Here is a 17799-nt window from a genome sequence, read left to right as displayed (position 1 = left end):
TATAATATACATAATTATTGTAATTAAGATGATGAACTGATAAAAGCCAATTGAAAATTAATAGAGAGTAAGGAGAGAAAGAAGGCAAAATATATTTTCCATAGTTGGTAGTATTGAGTATTTAAATTTTAAAATATATTTAACATGGCATTTAAAGCAAAATTAGTGGTTGCGGGCAAAGAGCGCAACATTCTTTCCGTAGACTACGGAATGTTACAGGAAACCGATGCGTCAGGCAGACCATCAAGTATCTCAAGAGGTGGAAAGATCCACATCACTGTGGAAAGTACAGGGGATACCGACCTCTTTGAGTGGATGACCAATTCTTTTGAAAGAAAGGATGGGAGTATCGTCTTCTTAAAACGAGACAGTGAGGCAACTTTAAAAGAGTTGAAGTTTAAAGAGGCTTATATTGTTAAGTACCAAGAAGATTTTGATGCTACAGGAAATCAACCTCTTAAAGAAACCTTTACGCTTTCAGCTAAAGAGATTGAGCTTGGTACAGGCAAACACATCAATGAGTGGGTGTAGGTGCTGAGAGAAGTAAACATTTCATTATTAATTTTTAAAAAGGAGTATTTATGGCTTTTAAGGCAAAATTAAAAGTAGCAGGCAAGGAGTTTAACATCCTTAAAGTGAGCTACGCGTTGTTCCAAGAAACAGACGCAACAGGAAGACCGTCAAGTGTTGCCCGAGGAGGTAAGATTGACATAGAGATTGAAGGCACTGAGTCGCCTGAGTTTTTTGAGTGGATGGTTAATTCGTTTGAGAGAAAAGACGGTAGTATCGTCTTCTTAAAACGAGATAGCGAGGCAACGCTTAAAGAACTCAAATTTACTGAGGGGTATTTGGTAAAGCACAGAGAGAACTTTGAGGCTTCAGGAGGGCAACCTCTAACAGAATCCTTCACTATCTCTGCTCGTAAAATAGAGATGGGCACAGGTGCGTTTGAGAACGAATGGGTTTAGAAGTATAGAGAGCAGGTGTGGAAATCCCATACCTGCTCTTTTTACAACTACACAATAGATAAAGATGCAAAGTATTAATAGAACAACTCAAAAATTAAAAGATTAGATTATGTCATTTCTTGCAAAATTAGAATTAGATGATAAGACTTACAATGTTTTAGAGTGTGAATACGATTTCACTCAAAATATTGATGAAACAGGTAAACCAAAGGGAATGCCTTATGGTGGTGAAATATCCATTAGAGTAGAGAGTACAGGAACACCTGAATTGCTCAATTGGATGTTAGACCACAACCAAACTAAAGATGGTAAAATTATTTTTTACCGTAGAGATGCTATGAGTAAGCTCCAAGAAGTGCTTTTCAAAAAAGCTTTTTGTATTAAATACAAAGAACATTTTGATGCACAAGGCACTGAGCCTTTGCAGATAGAAATACGACTCATCGCACAGGGATTTGATGTAGGAGGGGTAGCCCACAATAAGATGTGGAGAGGATAGCCTAATAAGAGAATTGTTAAACCTTAGAGATAATACTTATGGAGTTAAAAGATTTCAAATTAAAAAGTTTTACAGAGTTTCTTAACGACAAGACCAATCCTGTAGTCTATTGTCTGCTCAGTTCTAATGGTAAAGACTTCTTGGCTACAGAAAGCTATAAAGTAGAGCTACACCAATACAACTGCCAGCACGATACCTTTACCATTGAAACCCCAGAGGACTCATTTGATAAGTTCCACGAATACATTATGGAGCACTCTCGCGATCTGCTTGGCGATCCTCTTACCATTAAGTTTTATCAATATGGCAAGGTGGTGCAACACTTCTCAGGGATTATTACTAAAATTCACTGTAAGCGAAAAACAGGGGGCGGTTATGGTACGCTCTATATCTCAGGAAATGCACCAAGCATTCTCTTAGATAGTGGTAAGGAATGCCAATCTTATGAGAACAAAACACTACAAGAAATCGTTGCAGCAGCTACCCAGGAGTATGATGAGTCCGCAAAAGTGGATACCTCAGCAGGGGTGAATACCACAAGGACACTTCCTTATACGGTACAATACCAAGAGTCTGACTACGACTTTATTTGTCGTTTGGCTAAGTATTACGGAGAATACTTTTATTATGATGGCAGTAAACTTATTTTTGGCAATAAACTCCAAGAGACCATTGATTTGGGTGAGAACCTAAACCTGATTGATGAAGAGTTTTTCTTAGAGGTAAAACCACAAGATTTTCAGTATATAAACTACAATATACATCAAGGAACATCTGAAAATAATGACTCACGAGATGCTGCTAATGAGTATAAGAATAACCCTATACAAACCGATGCAAAGAATGCTTCTAAAAAAATCTACAAAAAAATACCTCAAAAATATCACTCAGCTACTTCGTTAGAGCAATCAAGTGTAGATTTAGAGGATGTAGTACGCTTAGAGAAAGACAAACGCGAATTGTTGCTCAAAGTAAAAGGACAAAGCCGCGACCCGCGTCTCAGGATGAATACCTTTGCGTGTCTTACCGACATTAATGCACGAGCAATGGAGACTTATAGGGTGATAAAAATATCGCACTATCACAGTGGTATGGAGTATTACAATTCCTTTGAGGGTATCCCTATGATGCGTACTCCTGCTGATTTTGATGAGAATGCTTTTCCGCACTCAGAGCAGCAACCAGCTGTTGTAAAGGACAACAACGACCCTTTAGGAATGGGACGTGTACGCGTGCAATTCTTATGGCAGGCAAAACGCAATGAAATGACCCCTTGGATACGTGTGATACAACCCTATACAGGAGGGGGTAAAGGCTTTTATTTTATCCCTGAGGTAGGAGAAGAGGTATTGGTAGACTTTGAAGGTGGCAATGCGGAGCGTCCTTTTGTACTTGGGGCACATTATAATGGTGAGGCGAAGAGTGGATATCACAATGCTGATAACCGTGTAAAGGCAATTCATACTAAAAGTGGACATAAACTCATCTTTACCGAAGATGAGAGCATCTTACTTACTGATAAGAATGGCAATGTAATTAAGTTGGATACTCAAGGTAAGAATATAGAAATTTCTGCGCCTGAGACGATTAATATCACTGCTAATAATCTAAACATCAACATCAAGAAAAAAGTAAAGATTAGTGCTGGAACTGATATTGATATAACAGCTGAAAATAATATCATAGAAACAGCCAAAGGGAATAAAGTAGAGAATGCTGACAATAAGACAGAGGTGATAAAAGAGAAACATAAGTCTCGTTCACAGAAAAATACAAGTATAAACAAGAATGTTTCCATAACAAGTACTAAGGAGAACTTGCTTTTAGAAAGTAGTAAGAAAACCATAGAGATGAATAGTATGGAAAAATCAAATGTGTTTTAGTTATGGCAATTATCAAAAGAGCAAAGAACTTAATAGTAAATATAAAGAATGAGTACCGCCATTTTAGTGGTAGCTATGAGTGTGTCTCTGATGAAGTGCAAATAATAGCTACAGAGGGAAATCTAACCCTTACCTCTGCTAAAAAAATAGCTGTTAAGAAGGGAAGTGATAATACTACAGCAAAATCAGCAGTAGAACAGAATAAGAATGGAGTAAAGGGAGGTAATAGCGATAATTATAAAAAAATCAATGGACATTTTTATAAAACAGATGGAACTTTCTTAGGGAAAGAATACTCTAAAGATTTTACTGGAGATGTAAATGATGTTTATATTTGTGATCCTGATTTTATCAGACCTCAGTTATCTGATAACAATTGGGTATATAAAGCCATACAAAATCTTGGTCCTATAAAAGCTAAAGATAGAGTATATGAAAATGTAAAAAAACTAACTATAAAAGGAGTGGATATTAAAAATGATACTTTTTTAAGAATTGCAGGGTTAGCTTATTCAGAAGTAGGATATAATTCAGAAGCAATTAAACGAATCCCCTATATTATTATGAATCGTAGTATACAGAATAATGGAGAGGATTTTCATCGAGGGGAAAGTATAGATGATACTATAAGAGAAATACGAGGTAGGTATTATCCTGAGTGGTCTTACTTTAATCATAACGATGTATACAAAACTTTTTTAGGTTATGATACTAAGCATAAAGCTAAAAAAGGAGATGTTTTTGACTATGATCGAAATGCTTTTGGTAGAAATTCATTGGTAATAACTCAAAAAAAGTTAGCTAAATTAGCTATTGAGTATACAATAAAAGCTTTTTATTATTTAAATGAAGAGCCATCTCGTAGAAATGATTTATCAGAAGAAGCTATTGGATGGCATGGTACTGATATTTTGACTGCTACAGGGGAAACAAGAAAAAACTTGGAAAGAGACCTTTATATAGCAGATGACCTTAAGAAAGGAACGAAATTTAACTCTTGGACTAATCCCAATCCCAATAAAAGCTGGATTTATATAGGATTTAAAATATATAAAGGAAGTGGCAATTTTGGACCAACTGTTTTCTATAAAAAAATAAAAAAATGAGATTTCTTTGTTTATTTCTATTTTTTAATATAACGTATTCACAGCAAAATGTGAGGTATGCTAAAATAGATTTGTTTGATAATTATTGTTGGGGGCTTCTAAACGATTCTTTTGGCAGGTATGTGATAAACATCAAAGCATTAGATAATGACATCTATATGCTTATTGATACGAAGAATGTTAGAAGGAGAGAGCCAGAGTGTTCTATCCCCAAACACAGTATAGACAACGGATATTTTCTAACCATCAATAAGCAGCAAGTGAGGTTTGACAAAGAGGAACTTGCATTAGACTATTGTATTCCTCGTGTTATACATTGCTCAAAAAACAAGAAGGATACTTATGTTGCTATTGTGATGGAGGTTGCATGTTATATAAAGAATTGTACAACTTATATCTATATTTTTGTGCATCTATATGACAATAAGGTTAAAGAAGTCAAAGCAATAATAGGAGAACCGCACAACGAACTCACGGATAAGAAAATAAAGTCATATATGAGCAACAATGGTTTTAAGTTTTTAAAATAATAAAACTATGAGTATTACTTTTGGAAAACCACGTTTTGTGGATGAAGATGAAGAACCAAAGGGAGATGGAAATAGTCTTCCTAAATTTTTGGTGCATTTTAGACGACCTGATGATTATAGAGGAGAATTTGGGTTTGATTGGATACGTGATGAGTATATTTATCCAATAGTAAAAGTTGCAATTGATAATAATGGAAATCCAATCAACCAGTTAAAGCCATTATGTAAGGATATTCAGAAATTAAAAAATGAATATTTGAAAGATACTGAACATTTTTCTCCTTATGGAATACGATATTACCCTGCATGGTTGTCAATTTTCCCTTTTACAACAACTAAAGAATTTTCTTATGGGTCTAGGATGCATAAAAATGGTGTGAATTTAAATTTAGAGATAGAAGAGATCGATGCAATAACATTAGAAGATATAAAGATTGTATTTAAAAGTACAAATGATTTTTTAAAAATAACTCCAAGTGAAATAACTGCTTCAGAAATTATATCATCCCCCAAAAAAACAAAGAATATAGGTGGAGTAAGCAAAAATTATTATATTCTAAAAAAGAAAGTTAATATAAAATGTATAAAAGGAGCTCTTGATAAACATGAACAAATTAAAGTTTTTGCTGAGAGAGGTGATTTGAAACAACAAGTTGGAAAATTAGTTGTTTATAAAAATAATGTTATTCCAAAAGCAGAAATTGTTGTGGTTAATGTAATAAAGGATCCTTCCAATAAAGCTAAATTACGTAATGATTACCAATTTTTATTTAAATACCAATCTTTCAACCAAGCTCTTATTAGAGCAGAAGTTGTAGTTGATACCTCTTTTAATTTATTAGAAATACCCGATGATACTGATCCTGATAAATATAAATTGTATAATACTCCCCTTTTAGGAGCTTCTGAAATAAGGAATATTATTTTAAGATTATATGAAAAATATGGGAAATATAAACCAGTAGGTAATATTGATAGCAATAATAATAAAAGAACTTATTTATTTTATACAGATATAAATTCAGGAGGAACTAATGGAATTTCTTTTTTAAATAGAATGAATAATGTTTGGGGAAATTATTGTGTCATATTTAATTCTGGATTAAATAGTGAAAGAACTGCAATTCATGAGTGTGGACATTCGTTATCTCTTCCTCATATTTTTCAAGAAGGTGGATTAAGTGAACATGTATTTTATCAAGGATATACAGATAATTATATGGACTATGATTGGAAGAAGGTAAGTGCTCCTGATTCAAGCGATAATGATTTCAAAGGAAAGATGTATTCTTTTTTTAAATGGCAATGGGAAATAATGAGAAGAGATAGAAGTTTAATTTTTAATTATTAGTCTTATGAAGTATTTATTTTTATCTTATTTTTTTTTGTACTAATTCTTGCGGTGTAACAGATATATATTACAATAAGAAATTTATTAAATTTAAAACAACTAAACATCAGGTTTCTAAAATAGCCTTCTATCACATTCCCTCTGATCGGCCTTTTAGTATAAATGATACAATCAATGGTATTTTTCTAACTAGAGATAGTGTTTGTTTATTTGAAAATATATATAAGGATACTCTTGTTATAAAATCAAATATTAAAAAAAGTATCACTAAAAATAATGAGTTTTTTTTTGAAAAGATACCTTACAAATATTTAGATAATAATAATTTTAATTTTTTAAATTATATACCTATTTGTGATGAGGAGTTTTTTTATATTGCATTATTTTTTAACAAGAATAACACAAATCCAGATATACTATGGTCTATAGATCGTAACTCACTTCCAGAAGACTTGAAGTTTGTGATGGAGTATTATGAGAAAATAAGAGGAAGTTTATAAACTTTATTCCGCCTCCTTCTCCACCAAATGCCTTAGCTCAGGGTCATTGGCGATACGCTCTTTTTCGCGTTCAATGATTTCAATGACATCTAACTTTATCTGGCGATAATTGGCTTCTACCTGTTCTTTGGTAGTGTCGTTGCCATTAGCATCAGTAAAGGAGAGGACTTCGGGGATTTTCTGGTAGGTTTTGGTCTCAGCGGCTACTTTGGCGTTGTCTACCACTATCTGCGCGTGGAATATCTTCTGGTCTATGCGCTCATCAAAGTTGTCAGAGACTGCCCCAACAAACATCCCTTGGGTGAGATTGGCAATCTTGCTGGCAGGGATAAGACTATCCAATTGTGTAGATATGGAAGTAGAAGTGTCATTGCGGTTGATCGTGGTAGATTGCCTTTTTTGCAATACCTTTCCAAAACGTTCAGAAAGAGTTTTAGCTGTTTCCCCTACTACTTGTCCGCTAAAGATATTCCCCACCGTATTTTGTATCACCTTGCTTTCCTTATCGCCATAATCACGAGTGAGCTGTGAATAATCTTGAAAACCTAAACAAACAGCTACTTTATTACTTCGAGCAGTAGCTATCAGGTTGTCTAACCCCCTGAAATAAATCGTAGGCAACTCGTCAATAATCACAGAGGATTTGAGCTGTCCTTTCTTGTTGATGAGCTTTACAATACGTGAATTGTACAAACCCAAAGCTGCCGAATAGATATTTTGCCTATCAGGATTGTTGCCTACACAGAGGATTTTAGGCTCTTTAGGATTATTGATATCCAACGAAAAATCGTCACCTGTCATTACCCAATAGAGTTGAGGCGAAATCATTCGGGAGAGCGGTATTTTGGCACTGGCTATCTGTCCTTGTAATTGGTCTTGTGCACCTCCTTGCCAAGCATCCATAAAAGGCGATAGGTAATTCTCAAGTTCAGGATACGAGGTGAGAATGGTAAAGACATCAGCATAAGGCTTGTTCAATAGCTCGATGGCGTGTGGAAAAGTACAGTACTTACCACCTTTGTAAATCTTCAAAAACCAAATAATAGCTGCCAATAGAATGATAGGTGACTCTACAAAGAAATCACCTTGCTTTTGAATCCACGAGCGGTTGAGATTGAGCATAATCGTATAAGCAGATTCATAAGCATCGGAAATATCACTCATAAAGTTGGGGTTGATAGGGTTACAACGATGACTACGGCGAGGATCATCAAAGTTTATTACATAGAACTTAGGCTTTACCTTGTACTTGTCTAAGTTTTTTAGTAGGTGATTATAGGCAATAGTAGAGAGGTCATCAAACTTGAAGTCGTAGATGTACATTGCAAAACCCTTCTCAATCTGCTGTTTGATGTAGTTGTTCACTATGGCATAAGACTTCCCTGAACCAGGAGTACCCAGCACTATGGTCGCCCGAAAGGGATTTACCACATTGATCCAACCTTTGTTCCACTTCTTGCGGTAGTAGAACAAAGTAGGTAGATTCACAGAATACTCGTTTTTCATCAGGCGTGTTTCCTGCATAAACGACTCGTTTTCATTGTTAAAAACATCGTCTAAAAGGTTGTCTTTTAGCAGACGACTCATCCACGAACCTGCCATAAGGAGCGCTATGTAGCCCAAAGACAGAGTAAGGATATAGAAAAAGGCAACCACTGAAGCAGGAAGTCGCAAGTACAAAATCCAAAAGTTACCAAAGTAAAGAGTAGCTCCTATTCCCAGAGCGATGTAAATCTTTCGCCAAGTAATTTTGTCGTTCTTTACGCCTGTTGTGCCCAAACAGCTCAAAGCTAAGAGCAGGAGGGCAAAGCATTTGGTGTATAGCGGGTGAGAGAACAGTCCTGCTGTTCGTTGGAAGTTGGTCAGGATTCTATCCACTACAGCTAATATCCACTTTTCGCCTTGGAAAAAGCCATAACAATACCAATAGAGGTGCATCAGTACTATGAGAATACTTACTGCACGCATAAAAGCCATAATCTTGGCTAATGCTCTTAAATCATCATCGTTTTGCATATTTGTTTCTGTTTTTAGTGTTTATCAATATTTTATACTTAGCTATGTCAGCTCACTGGCCACACCTAAGATTTGTTTTTCATTTTTCGCCGTTTGGCAGTAGCACGTTTCATTCTTCTAGTAAAATCCTCTTCTTCGTAATCTACCCCCTGATCATCCAAAGAGAAAAGAGTAAAGAAAGCATTTAAGGCTGAGTCCTTGCCAAAATCCTCTTGGTAATGTGTCCAAGAAGTGTCAGAGAAAGTATCCTCTTCAACAGTATTAGTATTGTTGTAATTTTTACTTGCATAAGGAGTTACAGACGGCATATTTACCTCAGAGGTTAAAGCAGGTGATGACTCTTCTAACGACTTTAACCACTGATGAAAAACATTGGCAGAAAACTCCTTTCCCAGCTGAGATCCATTATACACACATCGGCTGTTGTGGTCGATAAAGGTTACCCCATAGGTTCTCCCCTCTTTGTTTTCACGAAAGACGACCTCTATCCCTTTAGCTTTTAGTTCTTGAACAAATTCACTTTTACTATGAGTTGTTTCTTTGGCAAAGATGATATGTGCCTTTAAGGAAGTGGTGTCTTGTCCTTTTAAGTGATCTTGTTCCTTTTGTAAATGTTTTTCGATATAAGGTAAGCTCAGTGTTTTGCCAAGCTTGGAGGCTTTAAAAGGATGGCTTGCTTTGTTACCATTCTCATCCAATACCACATATACCAATCCCTTTTTAGGAACGCCTTGCAGTTCGCCTTCTACCTTCTCTACCGCTATGTTAAACTGATTGAGCAAGGCGTTGAATGCTCCTAACGAGGCAAAATGATAGTGTTTTAGCAATTGTTTTGCAGTATGTATCAACTCCTTTTTAAGATCGTTTTGTCGGTAATCTAAGGGGACTAATTTAGACAAAGGCAAGAGCTCATCATCTGTTAGCTGTGAATCATTGGTGATAGCAGGGATAAGTTGGTATTTTGTTTCCAACTCTCGGCATACTTTCATTGAGCGTATTTTTTCAAAAGTATCAGGGATTTTCTTGCCTTCTTCGTCTATCCCCAGCGATACGATGTGAATGTGTTTGCGCTCAATATCCGAATGTTTGTAAACCACAAAAGGTTGGTTGCCAAAGCCCATCTGTTCCATATAGTCAGTAGCCAACTTTACAAAGGTCTCATCACTCACCTTATCGTTAGGATCGGGATTGAGGGAAATGTGTAGGATAGGTTTTTCTGTCCTTATGTTGGCATAGAGATAAGGGGCAAAAGAACGAGACACTTCCGAAATGCCTACACTTCCTTGCAGAGGTTGTATCACTTTTTGAGTATATAACACCTCTCCTTGTCCTTTAGCCACCTTGTTGTGATTGTATAAAAGCACCCCTAACAGCTGCGCCCCTCGATGTATTTTTGCTATCATAAACTGCTGTTTTCATCTTAAAAGCTATCTTAGTTTTTGTTCTATCTGCTGAGAAAGCTCTAATATTTGTTTGCAAATAGCAATCATTTGGGTAGTTTCTTTCTCTAATTTATAGAGGTAAGCAGCCGCTTTCTTCTCCGAAAAATTGCGGTAGAGTATCTTTACAATCTGATTGTAATTCACCCCTACTGACCGAAATTGCACATAAAGTTCGGTGAGTTTGGTGTAATAATCTAAAGCAGATTTATCAATTTTTACCACTTTTATCTCTCGGTTAAAAAGCAAAGAGGTAATAAAATGCGCTTTGATTTTCATTCCTGATTGCTCGAAAAGCGAGAGAAACTGATTGTTTTCTTCTTCATTTAATCGAAAAACATATCTAAAAGAAGTAGGATTTATCTTTTTGTTCCTACCTGTGGAGCGTTTGTGAGTTGTTTTCTGTAAGGTCATATAAATTCAGTGTTAGTAAAAAACCACGACTTCGGAGTGCGTTTTAAGCTCCCTGCAAGGGCAAGTGGTTTTGAGGTGCCTACACGCCTAATGCGTGCCTCAAAACACAACTTGCTCTGTTCGGGTGAACAGAAAATTCTCCCTAACGGTCGAATTTTAATTAGCCATAAAGAGAGAAATTAACACTACGAGCGGGTAAAGTAATTTCAGGGTGCAAAACAAGTGATTTCTTAGCAAAGGATTTGTATGTAACATAAAGCCAATCACTTCCTTATAAAGCCATTTACAACCCTACATAAGGCTATATGTATATTTGTATGTTCCTTTGCACCCGTATACCAAAGCAAGTATGTACGAAAGTAAAAATGTAATTAGGTAGCTATGTAGCTACAAAGCTACAAAGCTACAAAGCTATAAAGCTACAGAAGTATGTACATACGTAAGTAATTAGATAATTAGTCAATTACTTATGTGAGTAAATACTTACTTATAGAGGCAGTTAGATAATTGGCTAATTACAGATAGTTGTATTTGAATAGCTATGCACTTATATACTTACCGAATTACAAACATATTTAAACACATATATATGACATCAACGACAAAATTCATTAGCTTTTCTACCCAGAAAGGAGGGGTAGGGAAAAGCACTTTTACTACTTTAGTAGCCAGCTTGTTACACTACCGAATGGGCTACAATGTAGCAGTGATGGATTGTGATTATCCACAATATAGCCTACACCGAATGCGAGAGCAAGACCTTAAAACAGTGATGAACAATGAGCATTTTAAGAAAGCTGCTCATAGACAGTTTAGTGAGCTGAACAAAAAGGCATACCCCATAATACAATGTAAGCCTAATGAAGCCCTTGAAAAGGCACAACAGCTCATTGCAGAGACACCTTTCCCTATAGAGGTTATCCTTTTTGATATGCCAGGGACAGTAAACACCGCAGGGATATTGACCCTGCTAGCACAAATGCATCACATTTTCTCACCTATCACTGCCGATAGAGTGGTGATTGAAAGTACTTTGAGTTTTACTGAGGTACTTTCCAATATCATTGCTAAGAATACCGAAAGTGCTATTAAAAGCGTGCATTTGTTTTGGAATCAGGTAGATGGGAGAGAAAAATCGCCTTTGTATAAGATATACGAGCAGGTGATCGCTGATTTAGGTTTGAACCTGATGCAAGCCTACATCTCTGATAGCAAGCGTTTCCGAAAAGACGGCACAGAAAACCAACGATTGGTATTCCGTTCTACCTTAATGCCTGCTGATGAGAAGTTGATGAGTGGTTGCCATTTGGACGACTTTATTAATGAGTTGGTACAGATTATTCAATAAACCCTAAAGATATGAAGACAGTAAAACCTATAGACGAAAACGAACTAATGGAGCTAATGGCAGGTAAGCAACCCACGCCTGCCTCTGCCATTGCTACGGCTCCAATAGAGACAGAAAAAGCACCCCAGAAACTAGCTCCTACCAAGAAGAAAAAGGCAGAGCTCTATGAGTATGAAAGTTATTTTTTTGAGCAGGGAGAGACTTCAGCAAGGGAAGGGAAATCGGTGTATATACGCCCTGAGTTTCACCAGCGAATAGCCCGCATTGTACAGGTGATAGGAGAAGACAAGATCAGTCTGTACAACTATTTGGACAATGTACTTAAAGCGCATTTCGAGCAGTACCAAGAGGAAATTACACAGAGTTTCGAACAGAAATACAAACCTATATTTTAATAATGGAAAAGATTATCATTTTACTACTTATCGTGGTGATTTTGCTGTTGCTATCAGACAAAATGCCTATAACACATTCTAAAAAGAGAGCTCCCCAACCTAAAGCTACCCCTATACCCAGAACAGCTCCTTCAACTTCGGTAATGGGGGAAAGCAGGTTTGTGCCTCCAGCAAAGGTAGTCACTACAGCTATCCCCTTAACAGAAAAAGAGCAACAGGATATTCTGACAGAATGGGAAGAGGAACCTACCATAGACCTTGAAGATGAAGAAGAGGATTTACGCAGTTATCGTACAGAGGCAGAGGACAATGATTTTGCTACAGGGCTTTCGTTTGAGGACTTGGAAAAGGTAGCTATTTTCCTCTCTGAGGACAAAGAAGAAGTTACCACCGAGAACATAGAGCTACTACAAAAAGTAGAGGGCACAAGCCTATTAGAAGCCATAGAAAAAGCCTTACCCCAAGCGACTCTTAAAGTGAGTGCGCTCTTGGAGAAGGCGTTGCCTAAAACTGTAGAGAGTAAAACGGAGTTTGATATTAGGGAGTTCGTGTGAGGGGAAGTAGCTAAAAAATATACTATTTTTATATGTCCTATCCTCCCTCCTGCATATCAAATTCTACTATCTTTTTATAATATGAACCAAGGGTTGAAAAAATAATTATCTCTGATTTACAACATTATAGTCACTTTTGTCTTGCATTTTCCCGTTTAAAGAAGGTTGAAGGGATATTAAACCAATTCACTCCTTGGTTGGTTTATTAATTTCATATTCCTCTAACAAATCTATAAGTCCATTGATAGACAAATAATTTGTAAACAGATTGAAATAAATTTCTCTAATGCTACAAATAAGATCTGTGACTATATAACATATAAACGGGATGAATAGTATTGTATATGTTATTATGTCTAAAGGATTGTTTCCTACAAGCTCATAAAATCTATTACATGCAGATGAAAATATAACTAGTGCTATAGCTGAAAATATAGAAGAGCTTATAATAAAAGGAGCTTTTTCTTTTTCCGATTTCTTGTTTAAGATAACAATTATATCCTTTATCTTGCTTAATGGAATTTTTTTATCGCTAAAATATTTTTCTAACTCAGAAAAGAAATACTTCTTTATCTCTTGACGATTTAATGAGCAGCATTTTTTCTCTACAACAAACTTTTCATCCATTTCTTTCATTGTGTTAAAAATTAGTCTTCTAGTAGAAAAAATGAGAAAAAATACGTCAAAAAGAATTATTATTGCAAAATAAAAATTATCTAATCCAAACCTATATTTGACACCTATAGGGATTATAGCAATCAAAAGATATATAATAGGTATAACATAATAATGTACCTTATATTTCTTTTTCATAAGACCTCTTGTTGTAAGGTTTTCTTTGTAAAAATTGATGAATTCAGATATATTCATTATTGTAAGATTTTAAGAGTTAAGTTTGTTTGAGATAAAAACATAATGTTAATACTTAATCATTAAAAGTTTATAATAGCTTGTTAGGCTAAGTAGTTTCTTTGGTTTCTTGTTATATTGAGAATATCAACTATTGTGAGTAATGATTTATAAAGAATAAAACAAAGATAATTTTCTATTTTCAATAAGGAAAATTATTTTTCTTTTTCAGAATGTTTCATATTATAAAACTAAAGTTTGTATAAATTCCTGATTTTAATTGCTTCCTCTACCCATTCTTCTATGTTTTTCTTGATATAATTATATACATCTGTACTTCTTTGAAATGGAGGATTATAACATTTTACTATTGAGGAAAATTTAGTTTTTGTCTCTCCCATAGTAAAAAAATCAAAAGGATTCATTCCTTTTTTTGATTGATTTCCCCAACGGTCTTTCAACTTGTGTATGTAAATACCCAGCACCGCCTTACCATTATTCCAAGACTCCTTTATTTCGTAGTTTATCCATTTTCTATTTGCAGTTTCTTCTCCAACTAAGACTATTGTACAAGACCGATTTTTAAGATTTGTATCTATCCAATTTCGGATAGCCACATCTCCTTTTTTCTTAACTTCTTCCCATTTATTATCCAACAAAATTTCATTTTCTTCTATCTTACCTATGTTGCGAACTTGGGAAACTCTCCAATTGTCTTTTTCATAATGAAAACTAAAAAATACTTTTCTTGCCATATTATTGAAAAAATAAATTATATTTATGAAAAGAATCTACTTCCTAAATATTTTTTGCAACCAAATTCTAAGAAGGTATATAGTTCTATCAGGAAATTTCACATAGAATCCTTCTGGTATATATGCTCCATCTGAATATTTATTATTTCCATTTTCATATTCTATTCTAGGATATATTGTGAGATATTCAGTTCCCTGAAAATTTTCATTATTTTTAGTGATAGGAAATAGGGCAATATTATTTTTCATATATTTTGCAGCATCTCCAAGTCCTAATTCCCAATTACACCACTTAGAATTAATGGCTTTTTCTGTTGCCAATAAAATAAATTTATCAGCAATTTCTATTTTTTCTTTTAATTTATGTGCTGTTTTTGCATTTGTGAATGCTGGCATTTCGTCATCTAACCAATCAAGATAAACATCTACCCCTTCTTTTTTTAACAAAGCAACAACATCTTGTAATATTTTTCCCTCATCATGTTTATGAGATAGAAATACTTTTGCTTTATTACCAAAAGAACTTTCCAAACTTTCCGCACTAAAAGTTTTTGTTTGTGTGCGATAAGCCGCTAATTGTGATTCTGTTATAAAACTCATAATTTATTTTACATTTTTAGCTATATTAAAATCATTTTTTCTATCCCTCAATTCAATAGACTTATCAATATATTTTGATGGATTTTTTATAAAATCTTCCCATTTTACAGATTGAATATAAGAACTATTTTCATATATTTTTGCCCCATTACAAATTCTTATTGAGGGATTTTTCGCATTGAACATATTATCTCTAAGTATTTGAAAAAGAATATCCGTTTTCAATTGTCTGCTATTACAATTGTAATTTTCTGAAATATAATACTCATAACTTCCATTTTCATCAGGAAGAACAACTGCGAGAACGCCATTTGTTTTACTTCTCCCATATTCTCTTGTCTGTTCTTTCAGAGAATATGAGATTTCCCAAGGAATCCACTGATCTTTTTCTGGTACGGAAGGGTCTTTCATTCCCTTAGAAATTAATACAATAGTTACACTACTATCGAAGATTTTATCAGCTAATTTTGAACCAATTGTTGCATCCTTGAAATGTTCTAAAGTTTCCCCATCATTTTCTCCCTTATAGATGTGATTATCTTTTTCTAAAATCACAGACAATTCATCTACATAATTTCGTGCTGTAGTTGGATAACCTTTTATTCTTAATACTTTGTTGTCAGAATATTTATAAGAAACAAAAACTTTTCTTTTCATACATAATTACATTATTTTTCCTGCAAGATTTTTACTATTTTAATTACATTCTCTACTATTTTTTCCTTCTCTTTACTGTCACCAAGTGCTGTAATGGTTTTTCTTAATTCTTCATTATCAGGATAGTATTCATCAAGATTATTAGTAACTTCATCCCATAGTAATTTAGAAATATATCCTGTAATACCTATTGGAATAGGAATAACTTTATTTTTAATACACAAGTCAAACTCTTCTTTCATTCCATCAGAATCAATCACTTTATTCCCTTTTTCATCCCATTTATTCCCAAAAATGAAAATAGCAATTCCAGCTTTAGAGGTTATTTCATCTCTATAATCAGTCCATCTTTCCTTTATACTTTTATTACCAGACTCTATTTGAGGAAAAGGTCTAAGAACTAATAAATCATCTAAACTCTTATATTCAGAATTGTATTTGTATTCTAACGCTCCATTAATCACTATACTTCCTATTCCTAATCCATAACCTGAAATAATTTTATTTCCCTCTTTAGCTAAATCATAACTTAAATGGTGAATAAATTCTATTGCTTCTTTCTTTTCAAAGGGCTCATAAGAATGAGCAGCTCCTGAGATAAAAATATTATTGAGTTTTAATTTCCTCTCAATTTCAGAAAGTATTAAAGTAATATCAGAATATTCTTTAACCATAATAGCATTAATGCCATATCTTCTTAAGTCTTCTATTTTAAGTTCTTGTTTAATCTTTGCATATAGATAATCTTTTTCTTCTTGATAATCTTTCTTATTAACTTCTTTGAAAAAACAATAATGAGTAGGGGTATTATCTTTTAATAATACTTTTATTCTGCCTAAAATATACTCCAAATTAGGATCGTCAAAACTAAAACCTATAAATAAAAAGGTTTTAGATAACAAATCACCTCTCAAAGCGGTAGAAAACAGCTCTTTTTTATCTTGATATGTTTCATAATCATCCTTTATGAGTATGGCTTCATCAGGAGAGTCTTTATCTCCATGCATTTTATAGATAATAGCATCTTTTCTCTTTATATTACAAGAAAAATCTTTATTTCTAACCTTTTTATCTACAATTTTTCCATCACTTTCTAAAGTTTTTTCAATAAGTTGGTCATAATTAGTAGTCCAAAAAGTTTCTATACCAATACGTGAAAGTAATTTATGATTTTCACTCCCTTTAGTTAAAGTAGAAAATTCATTTTTTATTTTGTTGTTTATTTTACTTCGTTTATGTCTGTTAAAATAATATTGTGCAACCCCTATTAAATCATGTTCTTTATCAATATCTAAATCTAATTCATCCGCTAAATCCCTTAATAAATCTTTCCAATTAACAAATCCTGAAGAGGCAGAAAGTCCTGCTCCTGCAAAAATAGCTGCATCTCCATTTCTTATTTCAATAACAAAATCATTAATGAATTTATTTTGCTCACTTGTAAAATTCATATTATTCATAACTTCATCTTCTTAATTTTTAAGAGATTAAGGCAATAATAATGCCATACAGTAACACTCTGTCAAAATGTCATTTTTGATGACTATCGTAAGCCATTCCCCGCCATTTTCAGCCACCTACTACCACGCTTGCTCCCAGCTCTTTATCTCCCCTTACTTTTGCACCAAATTTTAAAATAACAGATTATCAATGAAGCGAAAATCAATTCTAAAACGGCTCCTTCTGCTCACGATGATAGGAGTTACACAATTTTCCATTGCTCAGGGCAATGGCGTAGGAGGTATCAACGAAGCTACCCGTATGGTTACCTCGTATTTTGACCCTGCTACCAAGCTTATCTATGCCATAGGAGCTGTGGTGGGACTCATCGGTGGGGTGAAAGTGTATAACAAGTTTAGTAGTGGCGATCCTGACACCAGCAAAACGGCTGCCAGTTGGTTTGGGGCTTGTATCTTCCTAATTGTAGCGGCTACT

General features: G+C 34.3%; 19 protein-coding genes. 11 read left to right on the top strand and 8 right to left on the bottom strand.

The window, feature by feature from the left end; all coding sequences use genetic code 11:
- Positions 1-144: 144 nt before the first annotated feature.
- The 7 genes from tssD (HMPREF9331_RS04665) (at position 145) to HMPREF9331_RS04635 (ending at position 6337) form a co-directional block, all read left to right on the top strand.
- On the top strand, positions 145-531 hold the full coding sequence (gene tssD / locus HMPREF9331_RS04665) for a type VI secretion system tube protein TssD (protein WP_016421308.1): 387 nt from the start codon (positions 145-147) through the stop codon (positions 529-531).
- Between the two features lie 50 nt (positions 532-581).
- A complete protein-coding gene (gene tssD, locus HMPREF9331_RS04660) occupies positions 582-968 on the top strand; it encodes a type VI secretion system tube protein TssD (protein WP_016421307.1) in 387 nt (128 codons plus the stop codon).
- Between the two features lie 109 nt (positions 969-1077).
- Positions 1078-1467 carry a type VI secretion system tube protein TssD gene (tssD, locus tag HMPREF9331_RS04655; protein ID WP_009412186.1) on the top strand — a complete coding sequence of 130 codons (390 nt, stop codon included), beginning with the start codon at positions 1078-1080 and terminating at the stop codon, positions 1465-1467.
- A 38-nt stretch (positions 1468-1505) separates the two neighbouring features.
- A complete protein-coding gene (locus HMPREF9331_RS04650; protein ID WP_016421306.1) occupies positions 1506-3350 on the top strand; it encodes a type VI secretion system Vgr family protein in 1845 nt (614 codons plus the stop codon).
- Between the two features lie 2 nt (positions 3351-3352).
- A complete protein-coding gene (locus tag HMPREF9331_RS04645; RefSeq protein ID WP_016421305.1) occupies positions 3353-4456 on the top strand; it encodes a hypothetical protein in 1104 nt (367 codons plus the stop codon).
- Positions 4453-4986 carry a hypothetical protein gene (locus HMPREF9331_RS04640; RefSeq protein WP_016421304.1) on the top strand — a complete coding sequence of 178 codons (534 nt, stop codon included), beginning with the start codon at positions 4453-4455 and terminating at the stop codon, positions 4984-4986. The genes HMPREF9331_RS04645 and HMPREF9331_RS04640 overlap by 4 nt, the downstream gene beginning before the upstream one ends.
- 7 nt (positions 4987-4993) lie before the next feature.
- A complete protein-coding gene (locus HMPREF9331_RS04635) occupies positions 4994-6337 on the top strand; it encodes a zinc metalloprotease (RefSeq protein WP_016421303.1) in 1344 nt (447 codons plus the stop codon).
- A gap of 503 nt (positions 6338-6840) precedes the next feature.
- Here the strand turns inward: HMPREF9331_RS04635 and mobC are convergent.
- The 3 genes from mobC to mobA all read right to left on the bottom strand — a co-directional run bounded on the left by mobC (position 6841) and on the right by mobA (position 10706).
- Positions 6841-8853, bottom strand: a complete 2013-nt coding sequence (mobC, locus tag HMPREF9331_RS04630) for a conjugal transfer protein MobC (RefSeq protein WP_016421302.1) — start codon at positions 8851-8853, stop codon at positions 6841-6843.
- Positions 8854-8918: 65 nt separating this feature from the next.
- Positions 8919-10256, bottom strand: coding sequence for a conjugal transfer protein MobB (gene mobB, locus HMPREF9331_RS04625; protein ID WP_016421301.1), 1338 nt, complete (start codon positions 10254-10256; stop codon positions 8919-8921).
- Between the two features lie 24 nt (positions 10257-10280).
- Positions 10281-10706: a conjugal transfer protein MobA gene (gene mobA, locus HMPREF9331_RS04620; RefSeq protein WP_016421300.1), complete on the bottom strand. Its 426-nt coding sequence runs from the start codon at positions 10704-10706 to the stop codon at positions 10281-10283.
- A 589-nt stretch (positions 10707-11295) separates the two neighbouring features.
- Between mobA and HMPREF9331_RS04615 the strand changes: the two genes are divergently transcribed.
- From HMPREF9331_RS04615 to HMPREF9331_RS04605, 3 genes are read left to right on the top strand one after another with little or no spacing between them, the layout of a single operon-like run.
- Positions 11296-12054, top strand: a complete 759-nt coding sequence (locus HMPREF9331_RS04615; protein ID WP_016421299.1) for a ParA family protein — start codon at positions 11296-11298, stop codon at positions 12052-12054.
- An 11-nt stretch (positions 12055-12065) separates the two neighbouring features.
- Entirely contained in the window at positions 12066-12449 is a 384-nt protein-coding gene (locus tag HMPREF9331_RS04610) for a DUF3408 domain-containing protein (RefSeq protein ID WP_016421298.1), read from the top strand.
- 2 nt (positions 12450-12451) lie between these two features.
- Positions 12452-13003, top strand: coding sequence for a hypothetical protein (locus HMPREF9331_RS04605; RefSeq protein ID WP_016421297.1), 552 nt, complete (start codon positions 12452-12454; stop codon positions 13001-13003).
- Between the two features lie 186 nt (positions 13004-13189).
- On the opposite strand, the gene HMPREF9331_RS04600 is transcribed toward HMPREF9331_RS04605, so the two are convergent.
- The 5 genes from HMPREF9331_RS04600 to HMPREF9331_RS04580 form a co-directional block, all read right to left on the bottom strand.
- Positions 13190-13873 carry a hypothetical protein gene (locus HMPREF9331_RS04600; protein ID WP_016421296.1) on the bottom strand — a complete coding sequence of 228 codons (684 nt, stop codon included), beginning with the start codon at positions 13871-13873 and terminating at the stop codon, positions 13190-13192.
- Positions 13874-14103: 230 nt separating this feature from the next.
- Complete coding sequence (locus HMPREF9331_RS04595; protein WP_016421295.1) at positions 14104-14607, bottom strand: TIR domain-containing protein; 504 nt, start codon at positions 14605-14607, stop codon at positions 14104-14106.
- 36 nt (positions 14608-14643) lie between these two features.
- Positions 14644-15207, bottom strand: coding sequence for a toll/interleukin-1 receptor domain-containing protein (locus HMPREF9331_RS04590; RefSeq protein WP_016421294.1), 564 nt, complete (start codon positions 15205-15207; stop codon positions 14644-14646).
- 3 nt (positions 15208-15210) lie between these two features.
- Complete coding sequence (locus HMPREF9331_RS04585; RefSeq protein WP_016421293.1) at positions 15211-15864, bottom strand: TIR domain-containing protein; 654 nt, start codon at positions 15862-15864, stop codon at positions 15211-15213.
- Between the two features lie 11 nt (positions 15865-15875).
- Positions 15876-17324: an SIR2 family protein gene (locus HMPREF9331_RS04580; protein ID WP_016421292.1), complete on the bottom strand. Its 1449-nt coding sequence runs from the start codon at positions 17322-17324 to the stop codon at positions 15876-15878.
- A gap of 232 nt (positions 17325-17556) precedes the next feature.
- Here HMPREF9331_RS04580 and HMPREF9331_RS04575 point away from each other — a divergent pair.
- A partial coding sequence (locus tag HMPREF9331_RS04575) for a DUF4134 domain-containing protein (protein ID WP_428829136.1) occupies positions 17557-17799 on the top strand: 243 nt, incomplete at its 3' end.

The organism is Capnocytophaga granulosa ATCC 51502 (assembly GCF_000411115.1).
Lineage (GTDB): Bacteria > Bacteroidota > Bacteroidia > Flavobacteriales > Flavobacteriaceae > Capnocytophaga > Capnocytophaga granulosa.
The sequence above is the reverse complement of the archived record's forward strand: the minus strand, read 5'-3'. Positions and strand labels throughout refer to the sequence as shown.

Coding starts and splice junctions, on each gene's coding strand:
- tssD (WP_016421308.1), top strand. CDS start 145: ATGGCATTTAAAGCAAAATTAGTGGTTGCGGGCAAAGAGCGCAACATT.
- tssD (WP_016421307.1), top strand. CDS start 582: ATGGCTTTTAAGGCAAAATTAAAAGTAGCAGGCAAGGAGTTTAACATC.
- tssD (WP_009412186.1), top strand. CDS start 1,078: ATGTCATTTCTTGCAAAATTAGAATTAGATGATAAGACTTACAATGTT.
- HMPREF9331_RS04650 (WP_016421306.1), top strand. CDS start 1,506: ATGGAGTTAAAAGATTTCAAATTAAAAAGTTTTACAGAGTTTCTTAAC.
- HMPREF9331_RS04645 (WP_016421305.1), top strand. CDS start 3,353: ATGGCAATTATCAAAAGAGCAAAGAACTTAATAGTAAATATAAAGAAT.
- HMPREF9331_RS04640 (WP_016421304.1), top strand. CDS start 4,453: ATGAGATTTCTTTGTTTATTTCTATTTTTTAATATAACGTATTCACAG.
- HMPREF9331_RS04635 (WP_016421303.1), top strand. CDS start 4,994: ATGAGTATTACTTTTGGAAAACCACGTTTTGTGGATGAAGATGAAGAA.
- mobC (WP_016421302.1), bottom strand. CDS start 8,853: ATGCAAAACGATGATGATTTAAGAGCATTAGCCAAGATTATGGCTTTT.
- mobB (WP_016421301.1), bottom strand. CDS start 10,256: ATGATAGCAAAAATACATCGAGGGGCGCAGCTGTTAGGGGTGCTTTTA.
- mobA (WP_016421300.1), bottom strand. CDS start 10,706: ATGACCTTACAGAAAACAACTCACAAACGCTCCACAGGTAGGAACAAA.
- HMPREF9331_RS04615 (WP_016421299.1), top strand. CDS start 11,296: ATGACATCAACGACAAAATTCATTAGCTTTTCTACCCAGAAAGGAGGG.
- HMPREF9331_RS04610 (WP_016421298.1), top strand. CDS start 12,066: ATGAAGACAGTAAAACCTATAGACGAAAACGAACTAATGGAGCTAATG.
- HMPREF9331_RS04605 (WP_016421297.1), top strand. CDS start 12,452: ATGGAAAAGATTATCATTTTACTACTTATCGTGGTGATTTTGCTGTTG.
- HMPREF9331_RS04600 (WP_016421296.1), bottom strand. CDS start 13,873: ATGAATATATCTGAATTCATCAATTTTTACAAAGAAAACCTTACAACA.
- HMPREF9331_RS04595 (WP_016421295.1), bottom strand. CDS start 14,607: ATGGCAAGAAAAGTATTTTTTAGTTTTCATTATGAAAAAGACAATTGG.
- HMPREF9331_RS04590 (WP_016421294.1), bottom strand. CDS start 15,207: ATGAGTTTTATAACAGAATCACAATTAGCGGCTTATCGCACACAAACA.
- HMPREF9331_RS04585 (WP_016421293.1), bottom strand. CDS start 15,864: ATGAAAAGAAAAGTTTTTGTTTCTTATAAATATTCTGACAACAAAGTA.
- HMPREF9331_RS04580 (WP_016421292.1), bottom strand. CDS start 17,324: ATGAATAATATGAATTTTACAAGTGAGCAAAATAAATTCATTAATGAT.